16 protein-coding genes and 1 pseudogene are annotated in these 20,407 nt (G+C 66.1%); 2 read left to right on the top strand and 15 right to left on the bottom strand.

From position 1 onward, the window contains the following. Positions 1-12: 12 nt before the first annotated feature. Together BBA01S_RS27265 and BBA01S_RS27270 are read right to left on the bottom strand one after the other, a co-directional pair. Positions 13-1,230: an acyl-CoA dehydrogenase family protein gene (locus BBA01S_RS27265; protein WP_027819217.1), complete on the bottom strand. Its 1,218-nt coding sequence runs from the start codon at positions 1,228-1,230 to the stop codon at positions 13-15. 58 nt (positions 1,231-1,288) lie between these two features. Further along, positions 1,289-2,377, bottom strand: a complete 1,089-nt coding sequence (locus tag BBA01S_RS27270) for a phosphotransferase (protein WP_027819218.1) — start codon at positions 2,375-2,377, stop codon at positions 1,289-1,291. Between BBA01S_RS27270 and BBA01S_RS47055 the strand changes: the two genes are divergently transcribed. Then, the gene (locus BBA01S_RS47055; RefSeq protein WP_156966098.1) at positions 2,376-2,624 is read left to right on the top strand and encodes a hypothetical protein; all 249 of its coding nucleotides are present in this window, start codon (positions 2,376-2,378) and stop codon (positions 2,622-2,624) included. The genes BBA01S_RS27270 and BBA01S_RS47055 overlap by 2 nt on opposite strands. 148 nt (positions 2,625-2,772) lie before the next feature. Here BBA01S_RS47055 and BBA01S_RS27275 read toward each other — a convergent pair whose 3' ends face one another. The 9 genes from BBA01S_RS27275 to BBA01S_RS27315 all read right to left on the bottom strand — a co-directional run bounded on the left by BBA01S_RS27275 (position 2,773) and on the right by BBA01S_RS27315 (position 13,469). Beyond that, positions 2,773-3,579, bottom strand: a complete 807-nt coding sequence (locus tag BBA01S_RS27275) for an IclR family transcriptional regulator (protein WP_027819219.1) — start codon at positions 3,577-3,579, stop codon at positions 2,773-2,775. Positions 3,580-3,704: 125 nt separating this feature from the next. Continuing rightward, positions 3,705-4,925, bottom strand: coding sequence for a porin (locus BBA01S_RS27280; RefSeq protein ID WP_084162575.1), 1,221 nt, complete (start codon positions 4,923-4,925; stop codon positions 3,705-3,707). Then, the gene (locus BBA01S_RS43005; protein WP_042297985.1) at positions 4,922-6,349 is read right to left on the bottom strand and encodes a cytochrome c; all 1,428 of its coding nucleotides are present in this window, start codon (positions 6,347-6,349) and stop codon (positions 4,922-4,924) included. The genes BBA01S_RS27280 and BBA01S_RS43005 overlap by 4 nt, the downstream gene beginning before the upstream one ends. A gap of 54 nt (positions 6,350-6,403) precedes the next feature. After that, complete coding sequence (locus BBA01S_RS27290) at positions 6,404-8,053, bottom strand: GMC family oxidoreductase (RefSeq protein ID WP_027819221.1); 1,650 nt, start codon at positions 8,051-8,053, stop codon at positions 6,404-6,406. A gap of 27 nt (positions 8,054-8,080) precedes the next feature. Then, positions 8,081-8,695, bottom strand: coding sequence for a sugar dehydrogenase complex small subunit (locus tag BBA01S_RS27295; protein WP_027819222.1), 615 nt, complete (start codon positions 8,693-8,695; stop codon positions 8,081-8,083). Positions 8,696-9,015: 320 nt separating this feature from the next. Continuing rightward, on the bottom strand, positions 9,016-10,425 hold the full coding sequence (locus BBA01S_RS43010) for an MFS transporter (RefSeq protein ID WP_245641604.1): 1,410 nt from the start codon (positions 10,423-10,425) through the stop codon (positions 9,016-9,018). Between the two features lie 86 nt (positions 10,426-10,511). Then, the gene (gene aroE, locus BBA01S_RS27305; protein ID WP_027819223.1) at positions 10,512-11,339 is read right to left on the bottom strand and encodes a shikimate dehydrogenase; all 828 of its coding nucleotides are present in this window, start codon (positions 11,337-11,339) and stop codon (positions 10,512-10,514) included. 103 nt (positions 11,340-11,442) lie between these two features. After that, a complete protein-coding gene (locus BBA01S_RS27310; RefSeq protein ID WP_042297995.1) occupies positions 11,443-12,582 on the bottom strand; it encodes a YncE family protein in 1,140 nt (379 codons plus the stop codon). Between the two features lie 110 nt (positions 12,583-12,692). After that, positions 12,693-13,469 (bottom strand): glucose 1-dehydrogenase, encoded by a 777-nt coding sequence (locus tag BBA01S_RS27315; protein ID WP_027819225.1) that lies wholly within the window; start codon positions 13,467-13,469, stop codon positions 12,693-12,695. 190 nt (positions 13,470-13,659) lie between these two features. Here BBA01S_RS27315 and BBA01S_RS27320 point away from each other — a divergent pair, with 190 nt between their 5' ends. Then, complete coding sequence (locus BBA01S_RS27320) at positions 13,660-14,583, top strand: LysR family transcriptional regulator (RefSeq protein ID WP_027819226.1); 924 nt, start codon at positions 13,660-13,662, stop codon at positions 14,581-14,583. 33 nt (positions 14,584-14,616) lie between these two features. On the opposite strand, the gene BBA01S_RS43015 is transcribed toward BBA01S_RS27320, so the two are convergent. The 4 genes and pseudogenes from BBA01S_RS43015 to BBA01S_RS48485 form a co-directional block, all read right to left on the bottom strand. Beyond that, positions 14,617-16,251 (bottom strand): methyl-accepting chemotaxis protein, encoded by a 1,635-nt coding sequence (locus BBA01S_RS43015; protein ID WP_063750570.1) that lies wholly within the window; start codon positions 16,249-16,251, stop codon positions 14,617-14,619. A gap of 13 nt (positions 16,252-16,264) precedes the next feature. Beyond that, entirely contained in the window at positions 16,265-16,573 is a 309-nt protein-coding gene (locus BBA01S_RS27330) for a hypothetical protein (protein ID WP_156966100.1), read from the bottom strand. 41 nt (positions 16,574-16,614) lie between these two features. Next, the gene (locus tag BBA01S_RS27335; protein WP_027819228.1) at positions 16,615-19,170 is read right to left on the bottom strand and encodes an EAL domain-containing protein; all 2,556 of its coding nucleotides are present in this window, start codon (positions 19,168-19,170) and stop codon (positions 16,615-16,617) included. Positions 19,171-19,344: 174 nt separating this feature from the next. Continuing rightward, positions 19,345-20,407 (bottom strand): annotated as a pseudogene (locus BBA01S_RS48485) (hypothetical protein); the annotation flags it as partial.

Consider the following 20,407-nt stretch of genomic DNA (forward strand, 5'->3'; position numbering starts at 1 on the left):
GCGCTCCACAACTCAAAGGTAAGCGGCGAGTTCCATCTTGGCGATGGCGTTGCGATGCACTTCGTCCGGGCCGTCCGCCAGCCGGATCGTGCGCGCGCTCGCATAGGCGCGCGCGAGGCCGAAGTCGTCGCTCACGCCGCCGCCGCCGTGCGCCTGGATGGCCCAGTCGATCACCTGGCAGGCCATGGCGGGCGCGGCAACCTTGATCATGGCAATCTCCTTGCGCGCCGCCTTGTTGCCGACTTCGTCCATCTTCCAGGCCGCGTGCAGCACAAGAAAGCGCGCCTGGTCGATCAGGATGCGGGCATTGGCGATGCGCTCGCGCGTCACGCCCTGGTCGGCAATCGCGCGGCCAAATGCGGTGCGTTGCGTGGTGCGCCGGCACATCGCTTCGAGCGCGCGTTCGGCGCGGCCGATCAGGCGCATGCAATGATGAATGCGGCCCGGCCCGAGACGTCCTTGCGCAATTTCGAAGCCGCGTCCTTCGCCAAGCAGTACGTTCGTCACCGGCACGCGCACGTTTTCGAACAGCACCTCGGCATGCCCGTGCGGTGCATCGTCGTAACCGAACACCGGCAAATGGCGCAGCACCGTGACGCCCGGCGTGTCGAGCGGCACCAGCACCATCGACTGGCGTTGATGACGGTTCGCGCCCTCTGGATCGGTTTTGCCCATGAAAACCAGGATCTTGCAGCGCGGATCGTTCGCGCCCGACGTCCACCACTTGCGCGCATTGATCACGTAGTGATCGCCGTCACGCTCGATGCGCGCTTCGATATTGGTCGCATCCGACGAAGCGACCGCAGGTTCGGTCATCGCAAAGGCCGAGCGGATCTTGCCTTCCAGCAGCGGCGCGAGCCATTCGCGTTTTTGCGCTTCGTTACCGTAGCGCAGCAGCGTTTCCATATTGCCGGTATCGGGCGCCGAGCAATTGAACGGCTCCGCGCCAATGGACGAACGTCCCATGATTTCGCACAGCGGCGCGTATTCCAGGTTCGTCAGGCCGCCGTGTCCTTCGTGCGCGGGCAGGAACAGATTCCATAGACCGGCCGCGCGCGCCTTGTCCTTGAGCTGCTCCATCACCGGCGCAGGCTGCCACGGATTGCCCGCGCGGCGCGCCGCGTCCATTTCGGCGGCGAACTGTTTCTCCGCCGGATACACATGCTGCTCCATGAACGCCGTGAGACGCGCCTGAAGTTCCTTGACCTTGCCAGAATGTTCGAAGTTCATAAGCCTTGTCCGCGTGAATTGTCAGCCTGAAAAGCGTGCGTCCTGTGCGCGCGCCGCGTTACCGCATGGCGTCGACTTCGCGCGCCAGCGCCCATGCCTGCTCCGCGAGCGGCCGCGTGCGGCGGCCCGTTTCGAGCGCGAGCGCGTTGGACGCGTTGCCCTGCAATGCGCGCGCCATCACGCCTTGCAGGATGCCCACGAGCCGGAACATATTGAAAACGAGGTAGTAGCCCCAGTCGGCTTCCGGCACCGTCGAACTCGATGCGTGCGCAACGGTATCCAGATAGCGGCGCAGGTAGGCCTTTTCGTCGGGAATACCCAGCGACGCGATATCGAGGCCCACCAGGCCGCGCCGCGCGCCGGCCTGCATGCGCCAGATCATGCAGTGATAGGCGAAGTCGACGAGTGGATGCCCAAGCGTCGACAGCTCCCAGTCGAGCACGGCGAGAATGCGCGGTTCGTGCGGCGCGAAGATGACGTTGTCGAGCCGGTAGTCGCCGTGCACGATGCGGCGTTCGTCGCCTTGCGGAATGTGTTTTGGGAGCCAGTCGATCAGCCGATCCGCCGCCTCGATGCGTTCGGTTTCGGACGCGCGATACTGGCGCGTCCAGCGCGCGACCTGGCGCTCGATATAGTTGCCAGCACGGCCATAGTCGCCCAGGCCGATCGCATCGGGATCGACGCCATGCAACGCGGCAATCACGCGGTTCATTTCGTCATAGACCGCGCCGCGCTCCGCGCGCGTCATGCCGGGCAATGCCGCATCCCAGAAAATGCGGCCCTCCACGTACTCCATCAAATAAAACGGCGAGCCGATCACATCGGCGTCTTCACATAGCGCGTGGGCCTTTGCAACCGGTACTGCCGTTTGCGCGAGCGCGCGGATCACGCGGTATTCGCGCTCCACCGCGTGCGCCGACGGCAGCAGCGCGCCCGGCGGCTTGCGACGCAATACATAGCGCGCATCGCCGGTTTCCAGCAGAAAGGTCGGGTTCGACTGGCCGCCCTTGAATTGCTCGACGCTCACGTCGCCCGAAAAACCTTCGACGTGTTCGCGCATCCATTCGGTAAGCCGCCCAACATTAAAGGCATGTGCGGCCGCAACGGGACGCGTCCCGCTAAAGCTCGACTGGAGATCGATGCTCATGGAATCGACAGCCCTCCATAGGCGAGGCGCGGCCACTGAAATTAAGCCGCGTCTGCGCCGGGAAATTATTCTGCAAAGCAATCATGAATTCTGCACTGCAGAAATGCTAACGCGGGGGCTGCAGCGCTGTAAAGCGTCGATTCCACTCAAGAGATCAGGAAAAACCCCACTGGCAAGGGTTCGATTTGAAAGCCAGGATTTTTATGCGCGAAGGAAACTGAAAGCCCCCGCAATTCATGCGGCATGAGAAGGACGCTCAAGATTCCACGGTGCAGACAGGCTTTCTGGCCGATCCAGACGCCTGTTCAAAGCGGCAATCGCGCAAATTTAAATTCGCATTCCGAATTATTAAACAAAAAGAAAAAGGCGCAGGCAGGCGGCCTGCGCCCAGATTTTTATCGTCCTGCGATCGCCGCTTCCAGTTGCGCGATCATCTGCAACAGGCGCGGTTTCACTTCGTTCAGCAGAAACTTCTGTGTAAGCGAAAAGGAAGGCCCGCCCACGTTGATCGCCATGACGGGCAGGCCGCCGCCCGGTTCAAATGCGCGCGCGATACCGTTCACGTCCTTTTGCCATTCGCCGAACGAGCAGGTGACGCCCAGTTCCGCATGGTCGCTCACGCCCTGCTCGATGCCGCGCCGCACGTTCGGCCATGCCACGTCGTCGAGTTCGCGGATCTGCTCCATCGCCTCCTCGCGCTCGCGTGCAGACACCGCGGCCAGCCACGCGCGCCCGATCGCGGACGTGCCCAGCGGAATGCGCGAGCCCACATCGAGCGTGAGCGCAAGCGCCGCCGTGCTGCGGCAGCTCTCGATATACAACATCGACAGCCGGTCGCGCACGCCCAGCGACACCGTGCCGCCCGAAAACTCGCAAAGCTCCTGCATCATGGGCCGCGCGATCTTGCGCACGTCAAGCCGCGCCAGCATCGAGCTGCCCAGCGCAAGGCAGGCGGTGCCCAGGCGATAGCGCCCGCTATCTTCCAGATGAATGAGGTAACCCAGCTTCGTGAGCGTCATCGTGAGCCGCGAGACCGTCGACCTCGGCAGCTTGCAGCGCTGGGCGATTTCCTGGTTGGTCAGCGTCGTGTCGCCGCCGCGAAAGCACGCGAGGACGTCGAGCCCACGCGCGAGCGCGGTGACGAAATGGCGATCTTCCTTGTGAGCGCTTGCTCGGGCCGGCTTCTGCGCGGTATCAGACATTGCGATAGTGGGAATATTGAGCGCGGTTCCCCGCGGGCATGAGTCCGCGGAATTATATTCTGTATCGCAAAATCGTCAGACGGCGTCAATGGGTGGGCTACCCTAACTTCTTGCCGCCGCGTCGTTCAGAACAACTGCCGCAATCCGATCCGCGCCACGACCTGCCGGCCATTCGCCGACGACGCGCCGTTCGACACGTCGCCGAGCGACGCCGTCGCCGCCACGGGATTGCCCCAGGCGTCGAGCGTGGCGCCACTGGCCTGCTGGTAGCCCACCAGCCCATAGAGCCACGTGCGCTTGCTCAACGCATAAAACGCGGAGAGGTTGAACTCGTGATACTGCGCGCTATCCGCGTCGCCCACCGAACTGCGATGCGTGTAGCCGTAGCCGCCCGCCACGCGCAGCGCCGCCGTTGCCTGCCAGCTCAACGTCGCCTGGATCGTGTCGAAGACCGCGCTGCCCGCGAACAACGATCCCGCGCCAGCGTCGTAGCGCGCGTTGCTCCAGTTGAGCCCCGCCGTCAGTGCGCGATAGCGATACGTCATCGCGGCGGCGAACACATCGAGCCTGGCCGCCGAAGCGAAGCCCTCATTGATCGACGACGAATAGTAACCGTCGTAGATACCATTCCACGCGCCCTGCGCGGCATCGCTATTGGCGTGCAAATAAGCCGCCGCGAGATTGAATGGCCCTTCGCGATACGCCAGCCCGACGCTCCACGCATTGCGCGCCGCGACGCTGCCCGCCTCGCCGCCAAAACCGTAAACCGCCTCGAATTGCAGGCCGTAACGGCGCGGGCTGGCGTACTTGATCGAACTGTTGATGCGCGCGTTGTTATCGACGTTGTCGATATCGCCGGGATGCGCGGCCATGCCGGTCAGGAAACTGGTCGGCCCGATTGCGCCGACCATGTCGACAATCGCATCGTACTGGCGGCCAAGTGTGATCGTGCCGAGGTTTTCATCGGCCAGCCCCATGTATGATTGCCGGCCAAACAGGCGGCCGCTCTGCCCTGCTGCGCCCGTGCCCAGATTGAAGCCGTTTTCGAAGTAGAAAAGCGCCTTGCGACCTGCGCCCAGATCCTCGGAGCCGATCAGCCGCCAGCGGTCGCCGTTCCATGTTCCGCTTTGAAAGCCGTAGCTCGGGCGGCCCACGTACACGGCGGGCGTTCCCGCTGCGCCTGCCGATTGCGCGACGCGCACGTTGCTGCTGTAGCCAATGCCGCCATCGACAATGCCCGACAGCGTGATGCTGCCCTGGGCCGCGGCAGTCCCGGAAAAGGCCGCCGCGCCGCCCAATACCGCGAGCGTGGCAAGCCTGCGCGTGCCTGATTCGAAAACCGTCATACCTTCCCGGCCTGAGTCGGCACAACCGGCGCCGCTGCGCGACGGCGGCGCGCGCGGCGCACGAAACCGATCACCAGCACGATCACCAGCAACGCGGCCAAGACGATCCCCGGCACCATCACCGGCTGCAGACGCGCCAGCAAGGGGCGCGGGCCGCCGTTGCGCGACTCGGCGACATCTTCAACCGAAACATGCGCATCGGCATTGCCGTATTGCGCGAGCACGTAATTCGCAATCGACGCGACCTGTTCATCGCTCAGCGGCTGAACATAGGAGTCCTCGCCGAAGCTCGGCATCAGCACATGCTGGCCGCCTGCTTCGCGATCCACGCCGTACAGCATCGCCGCGACCAGGTTCGACGCATTGAGCGAACCCGTCGCCGTATTGGCCGATAGCGAGGGATACGCCTGGCTCGGGCTGCCCGTGCCGTCCACGCGATGGCAGCTCGCGCAATAGCCGCTAAAAAGTGCAGCGCCGCTCGTGAGCGTGCCGTTGGCGTTAGACGGCTGCATGCCGCGCAAGTCCGTCTCGACACTCGCCGATGCGCCATGCGCGAACGCAGGCTTCGTCTCGCGCGCGTCGCGGATCGGCGTGGTGCTGCGCAGGTACGTGACGATCGCCACGAGGTCTTGATCGGAGAGATATTGCAGGCTGTTCTGCACCGCTTCAGCCATCGGGCCCGCTGCCTGGTTCTTCCCGGGCGCGCGGCCCGTTTTCAGGTAGCTCACGAGTTCCGCGTCACTCCACGCGCCAATCCCGCTCACTGCATCCGAGGTGATGTTCGGCGCGTACCACGGCCCGAGTTGCGCACCGCCCAGCTCCTGCTTCGCGTCCTCGGCCATCATGAAGTTGCGCGGCGTGTGGCAGGCGCTGCAATGCGCGAGCACGTTCGCAAGATACGCGCCGTGGTTCCATTGCGCGTCGTGTTTGGGATCGGGCGCGAAGCGGCGCTCGCGCAGATAGAGCGTGTTCCAGAGCGCCATCGACGCGCGCACGCTGAACGGGAACGGCAGCTTCGTCTGCGGCGCGGCTTCGTCCACGGGCGCGACACCGTGCATGAAGTACGCGTAGAGCGCGTGGACATCGTCGTCGGTCAGGCCCGTGTACGAGGTGTAGGGCATGGCCGGATAGAGATGCGCGCCGTCCGCGCGCACGCCTTCGCGCAAGGCGCGCGCAAATTGCACTTCCGTATAGTCGCCGATGCCCGACGTCTTCGACGGCGTGATGTTGCTCGAATAGATCGTGCCCATCGGCGACGCAATGCCGTAACCGCCTGCAAACGGCTTGCCGCCATTGACCGCAGTGTGGCAGGCCATGCAGTCCGCCGCGACGGCAAGCTGGTGGCCTTTGGCGATCAATGCGGGATCGGCGTCGCTGGCTGCCGGAACCTGCGCCCAGGCGAATTGCGCTGCGCCCAAAAGCATCGCAGCAAAGCCGAATTTCGTGAGCCCGTAAAATCGATCAGCAATCCTCATGGCTTACCCCTTCAGACTGGCCGAGATCGAATCGGCCGCCTTGATGGCGAGCGCCGCCATCGACAGCGTCGTATTCACGACCGACGCCGACGGCATCGCGCCGCCACCCGGCAGCCAGAGATTGTCGTGATCGTGCGCACGGCAGTTACCGTCGACGACCGAGTCCTTCGCGCTCGCGCCCATGATCGTGCCGCCCATGATGTGGTTGTTCGCGTTGAGCGTCGTCGTGATGTTGAATTCCACCGCGTCGAACAGGCTGCCGATGTGTTCGAGCTGCTTGTGCGCTGCCTGCGCGCCCTTGCGCACGTAGTCGCCCACGTCGTAATGAATGTCCGGGCACGCCAGGCCGTGCGGATCCGTGCGCGTCTTGCTCAGCGTGAGGCGGTTGTTCGGATCGGGCAACGGTTCCAGGCTGATCGACAGGTCGACGCCATAGATCGCGCGGCGGCGAATTTCATCGTCGAGTTCCTTGCCGACCAGGCCGAGCTTGAGCGCCTGCTGCGTAGCGGGCCCCACGCGCGAGATGTTGTTGAGAATCATCTTGTTCGCCGAGTACTGGCCGCGGAAATCGCCATCGCGCGGGCCGACGATGCAACTGCTCTGCGCGGGGCCGCGCCCCAGCCACATCGGCTCGTTGGCAAGGAAGGTGCAGTGAAAGCCCGAGTGATCCATCATGTTGCGACCCACCTGGTCCGACGCGTTCGCAATGCCGTTGGGATTGCGCTCATTGGCGGCAAGCAGCAGCAGGCGCGGCGTTTCAATGCCGTTGCAGGCGAGCACGAAGCGCTTGCCGCTCGCCTTGTGCGACTTGTGCGCCTTGTCGTACCAGTGCACGGCCGTGATGCGGTTGTTCTCGTCGGTGTCGATGCGATAGACCACGGACTCCGCCAGCACGTGAGCGCCCTTGTGCTCCGCGCGCTGCACGTGATGGATGCCGTTGTACATCGCGCCGATCGGGCAGATCGGCTGGCAATTGTTGTTGCCGCAACAAGTCGGGCGGCCATTCCACGGACGCGTGCTGCGCGCCTGCGGAATCGGAATCGAGTGATAGCCGTGTGCATTGACGATCTCGGCGAAACGCTTGTCGCCGTGGCCCCACGGCACCATGTCCATCGGATACGGGCGGCTGCGCTCGGTCGGCGACTGCATCGACGGATCGTTCGGGCCGGCCACGCCCAGCTCTTCCTCGGCGCGGCAGTAGTACGGCTCCAGTTCTTCGTAGGGAATCGGCCAGTCGCGGCCCACGCCATAAGTCGACTTCATGCGGAAGTCGACTGGCAGATGGCGCCAGCACGAGGCGGCCCAGTGCCAGGTCGTGCCGCCCACGGTGCGCAGATAGCCTTGCTGGAAGCTGTTGCCGTCCGGCCCGCTCAGGCCCACGTAGTTGTTCTTCGGGAAGTACAGCGGCGCGGGCGCGTGCTCGGCCTGCGGATAAAGGCCCTGAAAATCGGAGCCGACGCGGTTGTCGAACGGCATGTTGCGCCAGTTCTCGACTGCCTGGGCGCGCTCGATGCGCAGCCCGGCTTCGAGCATCAGCACGGAGTGGCCTTCGCTGGCAAGCTGGTCGGCAATCAGTGCGCCAACCACGCCGGAACCGACGATCACGACATCGGCCGTGACGTCGCCATTCGCTTCAAATACGGGTGTTTTCATGTGGGGTGCTAGTCCGTGTGCGGACGCTCAGGCAGATCGGTGGGCGGGTGCGGAGGCTTGCGCGCGGCGCGCAGCAGCGGCAACGGCGGGAGGCGCGACATCGGCGGGAGGCGGCTCGGCCGTCCACCAGAGCGGGCCGTTCGCGCAATAGGTGGGCGGGCTCATGCCGTCGCCCACCGTGCCGTACATGAGCGCGTTGGCATAGGTCACCATCGCCGCCTTCGTGCCGTGGCCGACGGTGCCGGTGTACCAGGCGGTCACGATGGCCAGCGCCGTGTCGCGCAGATTTGCCTGGTCGGCGGCGGCGAGCAGTTGCTGCGGCGTCTGGCCGGGCTGCATGCGCTGCGCGAGCGCGGCGGCGCGGGCGGCAAAACCACGGTCAGCGTTGCCCAGCGCCGCGAAAAGACGCGCGCCGATGCCCGCATCCAGGTTCCGGTGCCCGGTGAGCGCCTGCGAAACCGCGAGGAAATCCTGCGCGCCGAACGGCGTGCCCGCGAAGGCGCTGGGCGCGACCGCGAGGAAACCGGCGTGCGTCAGGGCCGCGACCAGGGTCTTGAGCAAGGTGCGGCGCCGGGCGCTGGGCACCGCTTCGTGCACATCGCGCGTGGCGTCGCCAGCGTGCTGCGGGTGGATTTTTTGCATTTTTCTGAATGGTTACGCGGCCCTGCCCACACGGCCCGACGCCATGCGGCACTGCCCCAACAAGCCTCGCGACTGCGCGCAACGCCATGCCGGCCGCTCAGTTCCTGGCCGATGAGGTGCGACGATCTGAAGCGGCGCGAATTATGGAACCGGTTCCATAGAATCGTCAAGCAGAGAACAATTGCGAAATTTGCAATAAATCTCCACGTGAAGAGTTTATTGGGGACGGACTGTAGGAATCGGTGCGCGTGCACACGCATCGGAGAAATAGAAAACGGCGGCCAGCAAGGCCGCCGTCGTCATTCGTCGCTACGCTGGCTTCAGGCGTCGTTAAGATCGTCGAGACTGCGGCCGCGCGTTTCGGGAATATGGAACGTTGTCAGCACACCGATCAAGCTCAGGATTGCTACATAACTGGCGAGCGGGATCCACGCGAGCACCGTGCCGTGCCCTGCGCCCCAGTGCGCCGTCGCATAGGCGATGATCGATGCGCCCACCAGCGGTGCGATGCCGCCCGCCACCACCGCCGACAGTTCGCGCCCGACCGCTACGCCCGCATAACGATGCTGCGCGCCGAACAGCTCCGGCAGCAGTGCGCCTTGCGTCGCGAACATGCCCCACACCCCCGCGAGCGTCACGCACAGCATGACGATGCTGGCCGTGCCGTTTCCGAGGCTCAGCACCCACCAGGTCGGAAATGCCAGGACAAGCTGATAGACCGCGAAAATACGGTACGTTTTCACGCGGCCGATGCGATCGCTAAGCAGTCCTGCCAGTGGAATCACGACCGCGCCGGACGCTCCCGCGAACAGCAGCGCAAGCGGCCCGATCTGGCCTTTCAGGCCGGTCGCCGTGGCGATATAGCTGATCGCCAGCGACTGGTAGATCGACGATCCGCCATTCTCCGCCATGCGCAGGCCGATCACCTTCAGCACGGTCGGCTTCGAATTGCGCATCAAGTGACGCAGCGGGCTTTCCTTGATTTGCTGGCGTGCTTCGAGCCGCGCAAACGACGGCGATTCGCGCAGGCGCAGGCGGATCCACACGGCCACGGCGATGATGACCGCGCTCAACAGGAACGGCACGCGCCAGAGCGGCGTCTGCGAAAGGTCTTCGACACGCACGAGCGCGAAGTAGATCGCCGCCGCCATCACGGTGCCCAGCAGCACGCCCATGAACGGCAGCGCCGCGAAGTAGCCGCGCCGTTGCGGCGGCGCGAATTCGGCCATCAGCACGGCGGCGCCCGCCTGCTCCGCGCCCGCGCCGAGCCCTTGCAGCAGGCGGCAGCCCACCAGCAGCACCGGCGCCCAGATGCCCACGCTAGCGTATGTGGGCAGCACGCCGATCAGCGTGCTTGCCACGCCCATCAGCAGGATCGTCGCCATCAGCACGAACTTGCGTCCGTAGCGGTCGCCCAGCGCGCCGAACAGGATGCCGCCGACGGGCCGGATGGCGAAGCCGATAAAGTACGCGCCAAAGCTCGCGATCAGGCCCAGCGCCGGATCGCTCGACGGAAAGAACAGCGGCCCGAAGATGAGCGCGGAAGCCAGGTTGTAAAGCGCGAAATCGTAGTACTCCAGCGCGCTGCCGATCGAGGCGGCCCACGCCGCGCGGTAAAGATCCGCCGAGCTCACCCTGGCCTGAGCGGCCTCCTCGCCAGAGCGCTCGTTCGCACGCGATCCCGCGCCGTGAATGGCAATCGATTGCTGCTTCATGTCGTCTCCTTCCATTTCAACTCCTGTGCATGCAGGCGGCGCCGCGATCGGCTTCCTCCCCCGGCGCCCGTCTGACGCGGACTGCCGGACACGTGAACCTGCTACGCAGCGATGCGCGACACGCGCTCGATTTCATCGAGCAGTGCGGTACGCATGGCCTCGAACGGCGCGGGCCGATCCGTGTAAAGCTCGATTTGCCCGCAGAACTGATGCAGCAACATGCGCGTGCCGTCGACGCTCGCGCAGCCCGCTTCTTCGGCGTCGCGGATCAGGCGCGTGCGCACCGGCAGGAACGCCGCGTCCATCACGAAGAGATGCGACGCAAGCTGATGCGGCGACAGCGGGCTCGCGTCCGGCGCCCGAAAACCGGCCGCAGTGGCGTTGACCACGCCGTCGAATGCCTGCGGATCGAAGTCCTCCAGCGCGCCGCCAAAGTGCAATCCAAAGTCCTGCGCCAGCGCACGCCCACGCTCCGCCGTGCGGTTGAACACCGTCACCACCGCACCGGCTCGCCGTACGCCCCAGGCGATGGCACGCGCCGCGCCGCCCGCGCCCAGCAGCGCGATGCGTTTGCCGGGCAAGCTCGTGACTTCTTCGAGCGCGCGCACCGCGCCCACGCAGTCGGTGTTGTAGCCGGTCAGTTTGCCCGCGCGATTGTCGATGGTGTTCACCGCGCCGATCTCGCGCGCCGTCTCGTCCAGTGCGTCCAGATACGGAATCACCGCCTGCTTGTGCGGCATCGTCACGTTCATGCCGCGAATGCCGAGCGTGCGGATCGCCTGCACGGCCAGCGGCGCGTCCTCGACGCCAAAGCTCACGAAGGTGTAGTCGACGCCCAGTTCGCGATAGGCGGCGTTGTGCACCTTGACGTTGAAGGTGAACGGCTGGCCCGCGAGCGAGCCACAGAGTGTGGGTATCGAATGAGGCATGATTTACCGTATAAAAATCGGAATGGCTAGAAGTTAGTTATCTTGATTGTTTTATCTTTTACGCTCTTGCCGGCCGGCCCGCCGGCAAGAGCGTCGCGCCTGTTTATCGCGGCGTCGTGCGCAGCGACGAAGGCCCGCCCTTGATGTCGATACGCTTGCCGGTGTCGTGCAGGCGACCGCCATTGACTGCATAGAGCGCCAGTTGATGCTCGACGTTGAACTGCACGATCAGGTACTTGCTGTCCGCCGTGAAGACGATGCCTTGCGCGGCCTCGCCGCCCGGCGCAACGGCCACCTGCTGCGCCACGCCGTTGCGGATCTCGAACAGCACGACCTTGCCGCGCGCGTGACGGCCCGGGTTGTCCGGCGTGAGGTTCGAACCGTCCATCGCCTGCACGCCGATCCAGCGGCCATCGGGCGAAATGGCCACGCCTTCGGGCAGCGACGGCACCGTGAGGTGCTGCACCGCGCGGAACGGCTCGTGCGAGACGTCGATGAGTGTGATCGCGTCGGCATCGCCCGCCAGCTTGCCCGTGTAGCCAGGCAGGCCCGCGAGGCCCACGTCGCTCACCACGGCCCATTTGCCGTCGCTCGATACGTCGATGGTGTACGGCGCGACGCCCGACGACAGCCGCACGCCGCTGTCGCTCGCGCGGCCGTCGTTGACGTCGAGCACCGCTACGCCCTGTTCGTCGCGCAACGACACCAGCGCGTGGCGGCCATCGTGCGTAAAGCTCACGCCCGCCAGACGCTTCTCGCCCAGCTTGAGCCAATCGGCGATCTTCACGCTGTTGCCGTCGATCTGCACCACGGCCACGCGGCCATCCACGCCGGTCACGAGCGCCAGATGCCCGCTGCGGTCGATCGCAATGCCCTGCGGATGCGTGCCCAGGTCGACGCGCGTGACCGTGGGCGGCGTGGCGTGCAAATCGACCACTCGCAGGAACGGATCCATGAGCAGTTTCTTCGCGGCGTCGTCGTAACGCGTGGGCGCGGCCACCAGCGCAAGCGCGCCGTCGGGCGTCACGGCCACGGCCTGCGGGGGCCCCTGGATGCCATTCTCGACTTCCACGGTCGCCTTGACCTGCGGCGGGAAATGGCTCGCATCGAGCAGCGTGAGCGTGTCGGGCGGCGGGTTCGTGAGGTAGGTGTCACGCCCTTCGACGCGCTGATACTTGCCGTCGTTGCCGGAGACGATCCAGTCGGCGGCCTGGACGGCGTGCGCCGCCGCGCCGAGCGTCATTGCAAGCGTCAGGCTTGCGATGACGCGCAAAGGCGTGGAGGGCGTGCGAAAAATGGCTTTCATTACTTGATCCTTGTTTGCATGGTCGCGGACACCGCGCACACGTTGCATCACACCACGCTCGTCAGTCCGCCATCGACGAACAGCGTCTGGCCATTCACGAAATTCGACGCATCGGAAGCGAGAAACACGGCGGCGCCGCACAACTCTTCGACGCGGCCCCAGCGGCCTGCGGGCGTACGCTTGCAGAGCCATTCGCTGAATTCGGGGTCGTCGACGAGTGCGCGGTTGAGTTCGGTCGCGAAGTAGCCCGGCGCAAGCGCGTTGACCTGGATGCCGTGACGCGCCCAGTCGGCGCACATGCCCTGCGTGAGCATGCGCAGCGCGCCCTTCGACGCGGCGTACGGCGCGATGGTGGGCCGCGCCAGCGCGCTCTGCACCGAACTGATGTTGACGATCTTGCCGCGCCCGCGCGCGAGCATATGACGCGCAACGGCCTGCGAAACGTGGAATGCGCCGTCCAGGTTCACGCGCATCAGTTCGCTCCAGTCGCTCGCGGCGAACTGGTCGAGCGGTGCGCGCTTCTGGATCCCGGCGTTGTTGACGAGGATGTCGATGGGGCCAAGGCGTGCTTCGATCCCGTCGACGGCGCACTTGACGGCCTCGGCGTCGGTGACGTCGAACACGGCGAAATCGGCGTCGAAGCCTTCGTCGCGCAGACGGGCAGCCACGGCGGCGGCCTGCTCCTCATTGCGAGCGTTGATAACCAGCGACGCGCCGGCGCGCGCCAGGCCGCCCGCGAGGGCCAGGCCGATGCCTCGTCCCGAGCCCGTCACCAGGGCGCGGCGGCCGTGCAGGCCGAACAGGCGGAGTGTCTCGTTCGTCATTCTCGTGTGCGTCGCGAAGCTGCCGGGCGGGTGGTCTCAAGACCTGGCCCGCTGCCGCCAGCCGCGCGTTGCGCGTGGCTTCGGTGTCTTCCGTGGGAGTTGACCGTATTCTGCGCGCTTCGGCCAATAGTCTTTCGTGACCTTGTTATCATGATTATTGATAACCACGCCGCCGCCTTCGATCGTCACCATGGAACTCAAACACTTGCGCGCCTTCGTGGCGCTCGCGGAAGAACTGCATTTTGGCCGCGCCGCCGAACGCCTGTGCATCGTGCAGCCCGCCTTGAGCATGCAGATCAAGGCGCTTGAGGAAGAGCTGGGCGTGCGCCTGTTCGAGCGCGACCGCCATCGTGTCGCGTTGAGCGAAACGGGCGCCGTCTTCCTGCCCGAGGCGCGCGCGACGCTGCACCAGGCCGCGCGCGCGGAGCAGACGGCGCGGCTTTCGGCGCGCGGGGAGATCGGTACGTTGCGGGTGGCGTTCGTCTCGTCGGTGCTGCCGCGCCTGCTGCCGGAGCTGATGCGGCGCATGCACGCGCAATACCCGATGATCACGCTCGAACTCAAGGACATGCCGACGCCCGTGCAGATCGCGGCGCTGCATGACGGCAAGCTCGACTTCGGCCTGGTGCGCCTGCCGGTGAGCAGCGCGGGTGTTGAGATCCGTCTCGTAATGGAGGAGCGCTTCGTCGTGGCCGTGCCCGAGGGGCACGAGCTTGCGCTCAAGACGCAGATCCGTCCCGCCGACCTGCGCGCGCGGCCCGCGTTCGTGCTAGCGCGCCGCTATGCGCCGGGCCTCTACGACGAGATGCTGGTGGCGTTCCGCCAGCAACGCGTTTCGCTGGAAATCGCGGCGGAACTGGGGGAGTACACGACCATGCTCGCGCTGATTTCGGCAGGGCTAGGCATCGGCGTGATTCCGCAACATGCGGCGATGGCGCTGCCGCCCAGGGTCGTCGCGCGGCCGCTTGACCTGCGCGATCACCGTACCGGCATCGGCCTTGCCTGGCGCGATCTGGACAGCCCGGCCAAGCGCGTCTTTGCCGAGGTGATGGAGGCTTGCGCACAGGAGGTGCAGGCGGCAGGCGATGCGGTGGCGTCGCAAGGCGTGGCGTGATATGAGCGGCTGTGGCGAACCAACGCTATAGCCTCATGCATTGGTCGCCAGCGCATCAAACCCCACACCCTCGCTTCCCAGGGCCTCGCGAACCTTCGCAACCGCGCCTTGCGGGCGCAGCCTGAACGTCGCGACCGCCTCCGCCATCAGGCTTGCCTGCTGCTCCAGCGAGCCTGCCGCAGCCGCCGCCTGCTCGACGAGCGCCGCGTTCTGCTGCGTGACCTGATCCATTTGCGTCACCGCCTGCTCGACCTGTTCGATGCCCGCGCTTTGCTCGACCGTTGCGGACGCAATCTCTTTCATCAAGCCTGAAACTTTCTCAATCGACTCGACGATTTCGGCCATCGTCTCGCCCGCTTCGCTCACGCGCGCGCGGCCACCGCGGACATCCTTCACCGACGCATCGATCAACGACTTGATCTCGCGCGCCGCCGCCGCGCTGCGTTGCGCGAGCATGCGCACCTCGCCCGCCACGACCGCGAAGCCGCGTCCCTGCTCGCCCGCGCGCGCCGCCTCGACCGATGCGTTGAGCGCGAGGATATTGGTCTGGAACGCAATGCCGTCGATGATGCCGGTGATATCGGCGATCTTGCCCGAACTGCGCGTGATCGCTTCCATGGTCTCGACCGCCTCTTCCACCACGCGGCCGCCGCGCTGCGCCACGTCGGCGGCGCCCGCCGCCAGGGCGCTTGCCTGATTGGCGTGATCGGCGTTCTGGCGCACCGTGGCGGTCAACTGCTCGGTGCTGGCCGCAGTCTGTTCGAGCGAGGCGGACTGCTGTTCGGTGCGGGCCGAAAGATCGAGGTTGCCCGCCGCAATTTCGCGCGCGCCCGTATTGATCGCATCGCAGCACGTACGCACGTTGCGCACCGTCAGCGTAAGGCCGTCCTGCATGCGCCGCATCGCGTCGAGCAACTGGCCGATTTCGTTGCGCCCGCCCGGCGCGATGGGCACCGCCAGGTCGTTGGCGGCGATCTGGTTGAGCGCCTCGACCGCGACGGCGAGCGGCGCGGTCACGAGACGGCGCAACGCGATATGCGTAACGACCACGAGCGCGAGCGCACCGGTCAAGCCAATGGCGACCATTGCCATGACCCAGTCGTGTTCGCGCACGCCTTGCGCGAGCGTGGCGCGAACCGTTGCGTCCGCATCGTGATGGAAGGCCGCGATATCGGCGTTGAGTTGCGCGCCTGCGTGGGCAATGTCTCCACTGGCCAGCGTCGCGTAGGCTGCGGTGTCGCCGCGTCCGAGCGCGTCGGCGGCACTTTGAAGACTTGCCGCGAGTGTCGCTTGTGTTGCTTGTATAGCAATTGCGGCTGCGCTGCGCGAGGTCTTTGCGCTTGCGTTGTCCGCTGCACGCAACGCGTCGCTTTCGTGCGCGGCCTGCGCGATGAAGTTACGCGCCTCGCTCAATGCGCCGTCGCGCGCCGCCGTATCGCCCTGCTCCTTGAGCGCCGCGTAGGCCCGCGCGAGTGCCGCCTGCGCCTGCGCCGCGTCGCGTCCCAATGCGTCGGCCAGCGCAGACGTTCGCGCGGCTTCGTGCACGCGATGCGCGGCCTCGTCGGCGCGGCCGATCATCAGCACGCCCACCGCCGCGCCTACCACCAGCATCGCCGCGAAGGTGCAGAGCACCGCCAGCAGCCCGCTTCGAATCGTCAGATTGCCCATGACCTCTCCCCTTTCAACGCGGCGCAGCGGCATTGCCGCCAAGCCGGTTCAACAGCACATTGCTCTGTTCGATCAGCGTGGCGCGATAGTCGCCCGGCAGCACGGCCTTGTCCGTATCGTCCGCCACGTCGAGGGCGTCGCCGATCAGCGCGCGAAACGCCTCGACGGTACGCTCGATCTGTACCGCCGAAAGTTGCGGCAAGACCGCCTCGGCGAACTTGCTCATCACGACCACGCTCGCGCCGAAGCGCGAAATGGCCTTGCCATGCGAGCTGACGAGCGCCGTCATCGAGCGCAGCAGCATCTCATCGTGAGTGGTCACGTCACTCTCCAGATCAACAGGATTACGAAATACTTATGAATTCACGCGGCGGTTCGGCCCGTGTCGAAGACGGGCAAAGTGCGCGGCATGGTCGCGGCAGGTGCTGGGCGTGCAAGCAGGAACCCTTGTGCGCGGTCGCAGCCAATCTCGCGCAGGAACTGGAACTGCTGCGGCGTCTCCACGCCTTCCGCGACGACCGACACCCCGAGGGATTTCGCCATCGCCACGATCGCGCGCACGATCGAGCCGTCGCCGGAGCCGTCGCTGGCGCCATCACCACTCGCGGCCGCGCCGATCTGCGCGAGGAACGAGCGATCGACCTTGAGCGTATCGACCGGCAGCTTCTGCAGGTAGCGAAACGAGGAATAGCCGGTGCCAAAGTCGTCGATCGCGAGGCTGATGCCGCGCGCCGCCAGTTCCTGCAACAGCGCCTCGATGCCGCCGTTCGCCGACGTCATCGCCATGCTTTCGACGAGTTCGAGTTGCAGGCGGCTCGCGGGCAGCCCGGTTTCGGCAAGTATCGTGGCGAGTTGCGGCAGGAAGCCGTCGTGCATGCATTGCCGCGCGGACAGGTTCACGCAGATGCGCCCGAAATCGAAGCCTTCGTCAAGCCACGCACGCGCCTGGCGGCATGCCTCGCGCAGCACCCACGCGCCGATCGGCACAATCAGTGCGGATTCCTCCGCAATCGGGATGAACTGGTCGGGCGGCACGAGGCCGCGCTGCGGATGCTGCCAGCGCACCAGGGCCTCCACGTTGGAGAACCGGCCGGTCTGGACATCGAATTCGGGCTGGTAGTGCAGCAGCAATTCATTCGCATCGATCGCGCGGTGCAGTTGCGCTTCGAGCTGGATGCGCTCCATCGCGCACGAAGTCATTGGTGCGGCGAAAAACTGGAAGTTGTTCTTGCCCGCGTCCTTCGCCTCGTACATCGCGCGGTCGGCCTGCATCAGCAGTTGCCCGGCACTTCGCGCGTCGTCCGGGAACATGCTGATGCCGATGCTCGGCGTGACGAACAGCGTCTGCTCCGCCGCGCGGATCGGCGCGGCGACCGTCGTGAGCAGCATCTCCGCGATGCGGCCTACATGGCGGATATCGTCGATATCTTCAATCAGCAGCGTGAACTCGTCGCCGCCCAGTCGCGCGACCGTATCGGTCTCGCGCACGGCATCGCGCAGGCGTCGCGCGATCACCGTGAGCGCCTCGTCGCCGACGCTGTGGCCCATCGTGTCGTTGATGAGCTTGAAACGGTCGAGGTCGAGAAACATCACGGCCACGCGCTTGCCCGAGCGCCGCGCACGCGCGAGCGACAGTGCGATGCGCTCGGTAAACAGCGTGCGATTGGCAAGGCCGGTGAGCGCGTCGTGGGTGGCGAGATAACTGAGGCGCTCCTCGGTTTCGCGGCGCTGCGTGATGTCCGCGAAGATCGCCGCGTAATGCGTGCAGCGGCCATGTGCGTCCCGGATGCTGGAAATCGTCAGGTATTCGAGGAACAGCGTGCCGTCCTTGCGACGGTTCCAGATTTCACCCTTCCAGTGGCCCGTCGCTTCGATGCTTTGCCAGAGCACGGCGTAGAACGCCGGGCCCTGGCGGCCCGAACTCAGCAGGCTGGCGTTGCGGCCCACCGCATCGTCTTCCGTGTAGCCCGTGAGGCGCGTGAAGGCCGGATTGATGCGCTCGATAGTGCCGCGCAGGTCGGTGATCATCACGCCGTCCAGCGTCGATTCGACCACCTGGTCGGCAAGACGCAGGCTCGCGCGCGACGCCAGCAGCGCGTCGTCGCGTTCGCGCAAAGCGTCCTGCAATTCGCGGACGTATTCGTGTTCGAGGTCGCGCAGGATATCGGCGAAACCCAGCAAGCCGGTGAGTTCGCCCGTATCGCTCAGGACGCCTACGTGACGCATGCGATGCTCGATCAGGTATTGGCGCGCGGAATACAGGCTGCGCGAATGCGCGAGCGAGCGCAACGGGCGGCTTGCGTAGCGGCCTGTTTCGACGTTCGCCCGATCGAGCGCGCCTTGTGCGACCGCGCGCACCACGTCGCGCTCGGTCAGGATGCCGAGGCCGCCGTCCGCATCGCGCACCACGATCGCGCTCAGGCGGCGCTCGCGCATCTGCGCCATGGCTTCGGCAAAGGGCGTATCGGCGTCGATGCAATGGGGGCGCGGCGGCGTTGCGCAGGCCAGCGTGCGCAAGCGCAGGAAGCACTCCGGGCCCTGGCTCATGACGAGGTCGGTCTGCGTGACGAGGCCCAGCGGACTGCCCGCGTCGTCGACGGCCAGGCAATGGCGGATGCCCTCGCGCGCGAACAGTGCGGCGGCCTCGCGTGCGCGTGTGTGGGAGGGCAGCGCGCGCACCGGCTGGCTCATCGCCGTCGCGATGGGCTGAGTGGCTGCGTCGGCGTGAAGGTTCAGGGCGAGCGCGTCACGCTCCGTCCAGATGCCGATGGGCCGTCCCGCGTCGGTGACGACGATCGCGCTGTAGCGATGCTCGGCCATCTGTCGCGCGGCTTCGCGGATCGTCACTTCAGGGCCGCAGGCGAGCAGCGGCCCGGACAAAAGGCGTCCGATTTCGACGTCAAGCGTGTGGTGTTGCATGTCGCGCCCCGTACCGCGTTATGTTTGTCTTTTTGAGATGCGGTGAACTTAGCAGACGCGCGAATGGAATTAGATGATCTAGGTCAAGCGTATTGAGATTGCCGGAGCTGACACCTGGGATGGGCGTCAACTCCGGCTGTGGTTACTCGACCTTCGTTGCTCTACAGCGCCGGGTTAGCGCTTGTGCGAGCCAGGCGTCGACGACGAAGCGCCGCCGCCCAGGCCGCCCAACCCGCCAGTGAGGCCGCCGAGCAAGCCCGTCACCGGTGAAAGCAGCGAGGACGCGCCGCTGCTGCCTGCGCTGCTGTTGCCACCGCTGCTACCTCCACTGCCGCCATTGCCGCCTGCCGCTGCGCCGCCGAGTGCGCCGGTCAGCGTGCTGACGATGTTCGTCAGCGGCGCTGCGGGGTTGGACGTCGAGGCTGACGATCCGCCGCCCTTGTTGCCCTGCCCCGATGATCCACCCGGCGCTGCGCCGCCCGCTGCACCGCCGAGCGCGCCGGTCAGGCCGCTGAGCAGGTTGGTCGGCGACGAACTGCTGCTGCCGCCCGACGAGCCGCCGCTGCTGACCGGCACCACGGACACGCCGCCGAGCAGCGCCGTCACGGGCGCGAGCAGGCCGCCCGAGTTGTGGCCTCCCGATCCACCGGAGCCACCCGAGCCGGTTTGCGATCCCGCCGACGATCCATTGGCGACGCCGTTGCCGTTGCCCGAGCCACTGTTGTTGCCGAGCGTGATCGGCACGATCGGGACGCTCACCGCGCCGACGTTGACGATGAGGTTGGCGATCGGGCTGAGCAGGCCGCTGCTGCTTTGGTTGCCATTGCCCGAGCCGCCTACGCCGGTGGTATTGCCTGGGTTGCCACCGGTGCTGCCGCCCGTGTGACCGCCGGAGCCACCGTTGCCCCAACCGCCGTGGCCGCCGTTGCCTGAGCCGCCTGAGCCACCGCTGCCGCCGCTGCCGCCATGCCCACCATCGCCTGAGCCACCTGAGCCGCCGCTGCCACCATGCCCACCATCGCCTGAGCCACCACCTCCCCAGCCGCCGTGGCCACCATCGCCTGAGCCACCACCTCCCCAGCCGCCGTGGCCACCGTCGCCTGAACCACCGTTGCCACCCGAGCCGCCACTGCCACCCGAGCCACCACTGCCGCCTGAACCGCCGCCACCTCCCGAGCCGCCGTGGCCGCCGTCGCCCGTGCCGCCTGAACCACCCGAGCCACCCGAGCCACCCGAG

The organism is Paraburkholderia bannensis NBRC 103871, from assembly GCF_000685015.1.
Lineage (GTDB): Bacteria > Pseudomonadota > Gammaproteobacteria > Burkholderiales > Burkholderiaceae > Paraburkholderia > Paraburkholderia bannensis.

Bases quoted from the DNA above. Each gene is read 5' to 3' on its own strand.
- BBA01S_RS27280 (WP_084162575.1), bottom strand. From the start codon at position 4,925: ATGACGGTTTTCGAATCAGGCACGCGCAGGCTTGCCACGCTCGCGGTA.
- BBA01S_RS27275 (WP_027819219.1), bottom strand. From the start codon at position 3,579: ATGTCTGATACCGCGCAGAAGCCGGCCCGAGCAAGCGCTCACAAGGAA.
- BBA01S_RS43010 (WP_245641604.1), bottom strand. From the start codon at position 10,425: ATGGAAGGAGACGACATGAAGCAGCAATCGATTGCCATTCACGGCGCG.
- BBA01S_RS43005 (WP_042297985.1), bottom strand. From the start codon at position 6,349: ATGCTTTTGGGCGCAGCGCAATTCGCCTGGGCGCAGGTTCCGGCAGCC.
- BBA01S_RS43015 (WP_063750570.1), bottom strand. From the start codon at position 16,251: ATGGGCAATCTGACGATTCGAAGCGGGCTGCTGGCGGTGCTCTGCACC.
- BBA01S_RS27315 (WP_027819225.1), bottom strand. From the start codon at position 13,469: ATGACGAACGAGACACTCCGCCTGTTCGGCCTGCACGGCCGCCGCGCC.
- BBA01S_RS27320 (WP_027819226.1), top strand. From the start codon at position 13,660: ATGGAACTCAAACACTTGCGCGCCTTCGTGGCGCTCGCGGAAGAACTG.
- BBA01S_RS27310 (WP_042297995.1), bottom strand. From the start codon at position 12,582: ATGACGCTCGGCGCGGCGGCGCACGCCGTCCAGGCCGCCGACTGGATC.
- BBA01S_RS27265 (WP_027819217.1), bottom strand. From the start codon at position 1,230: ATGAACTTCGAACATTCTGGCAAGGTCAAGGAACTTCAGGCGCGTCTC.
- aroE (WP_027819223.1), bottom strand. From the start codon at position 11,339: ATGCCTCATTCGATACCCACACTCTGTGGCTCGCTCGCGGGCCAGCCG.
- BBA01S_RS27290 (WP_027819221.1), bottom strand. From the start codon at position 8,053: ATGAAAACACCCGTATTTGAAGCGAATGGCGACGTCACGGCCGATGTC.
- BBA01S_RS47055 (WP_156966098.1), top strand. From the start codon at position 2,376: ATGGAATCGACAGCCCTCCATAGGCGAGGCGCGGCCACTGAAATTAAG.
- BBA01S_RS27295 (WP_027819222.1), bottom strand. From the start codon at position 8,695: ATGCAAAAAATCCACCCGCAGCACGCTGGCGACGCCACGCGCGATGTG.
- BBA01S_RS27270 (WP_027819218.1), bottom strand. From the start codon at position 2,377: ATGAGCATCGATCTCCAGTCGAGCTTTAGCGGGACGCGTCCCGTTGCG.
- BBA01S_RS27335 (WP_027819228.1), bottom strand. From the start codon at position 19,170: ATGCAACACCACACGCTTGACGTCGAAATCGGACGCCTTTTGTCCGGG.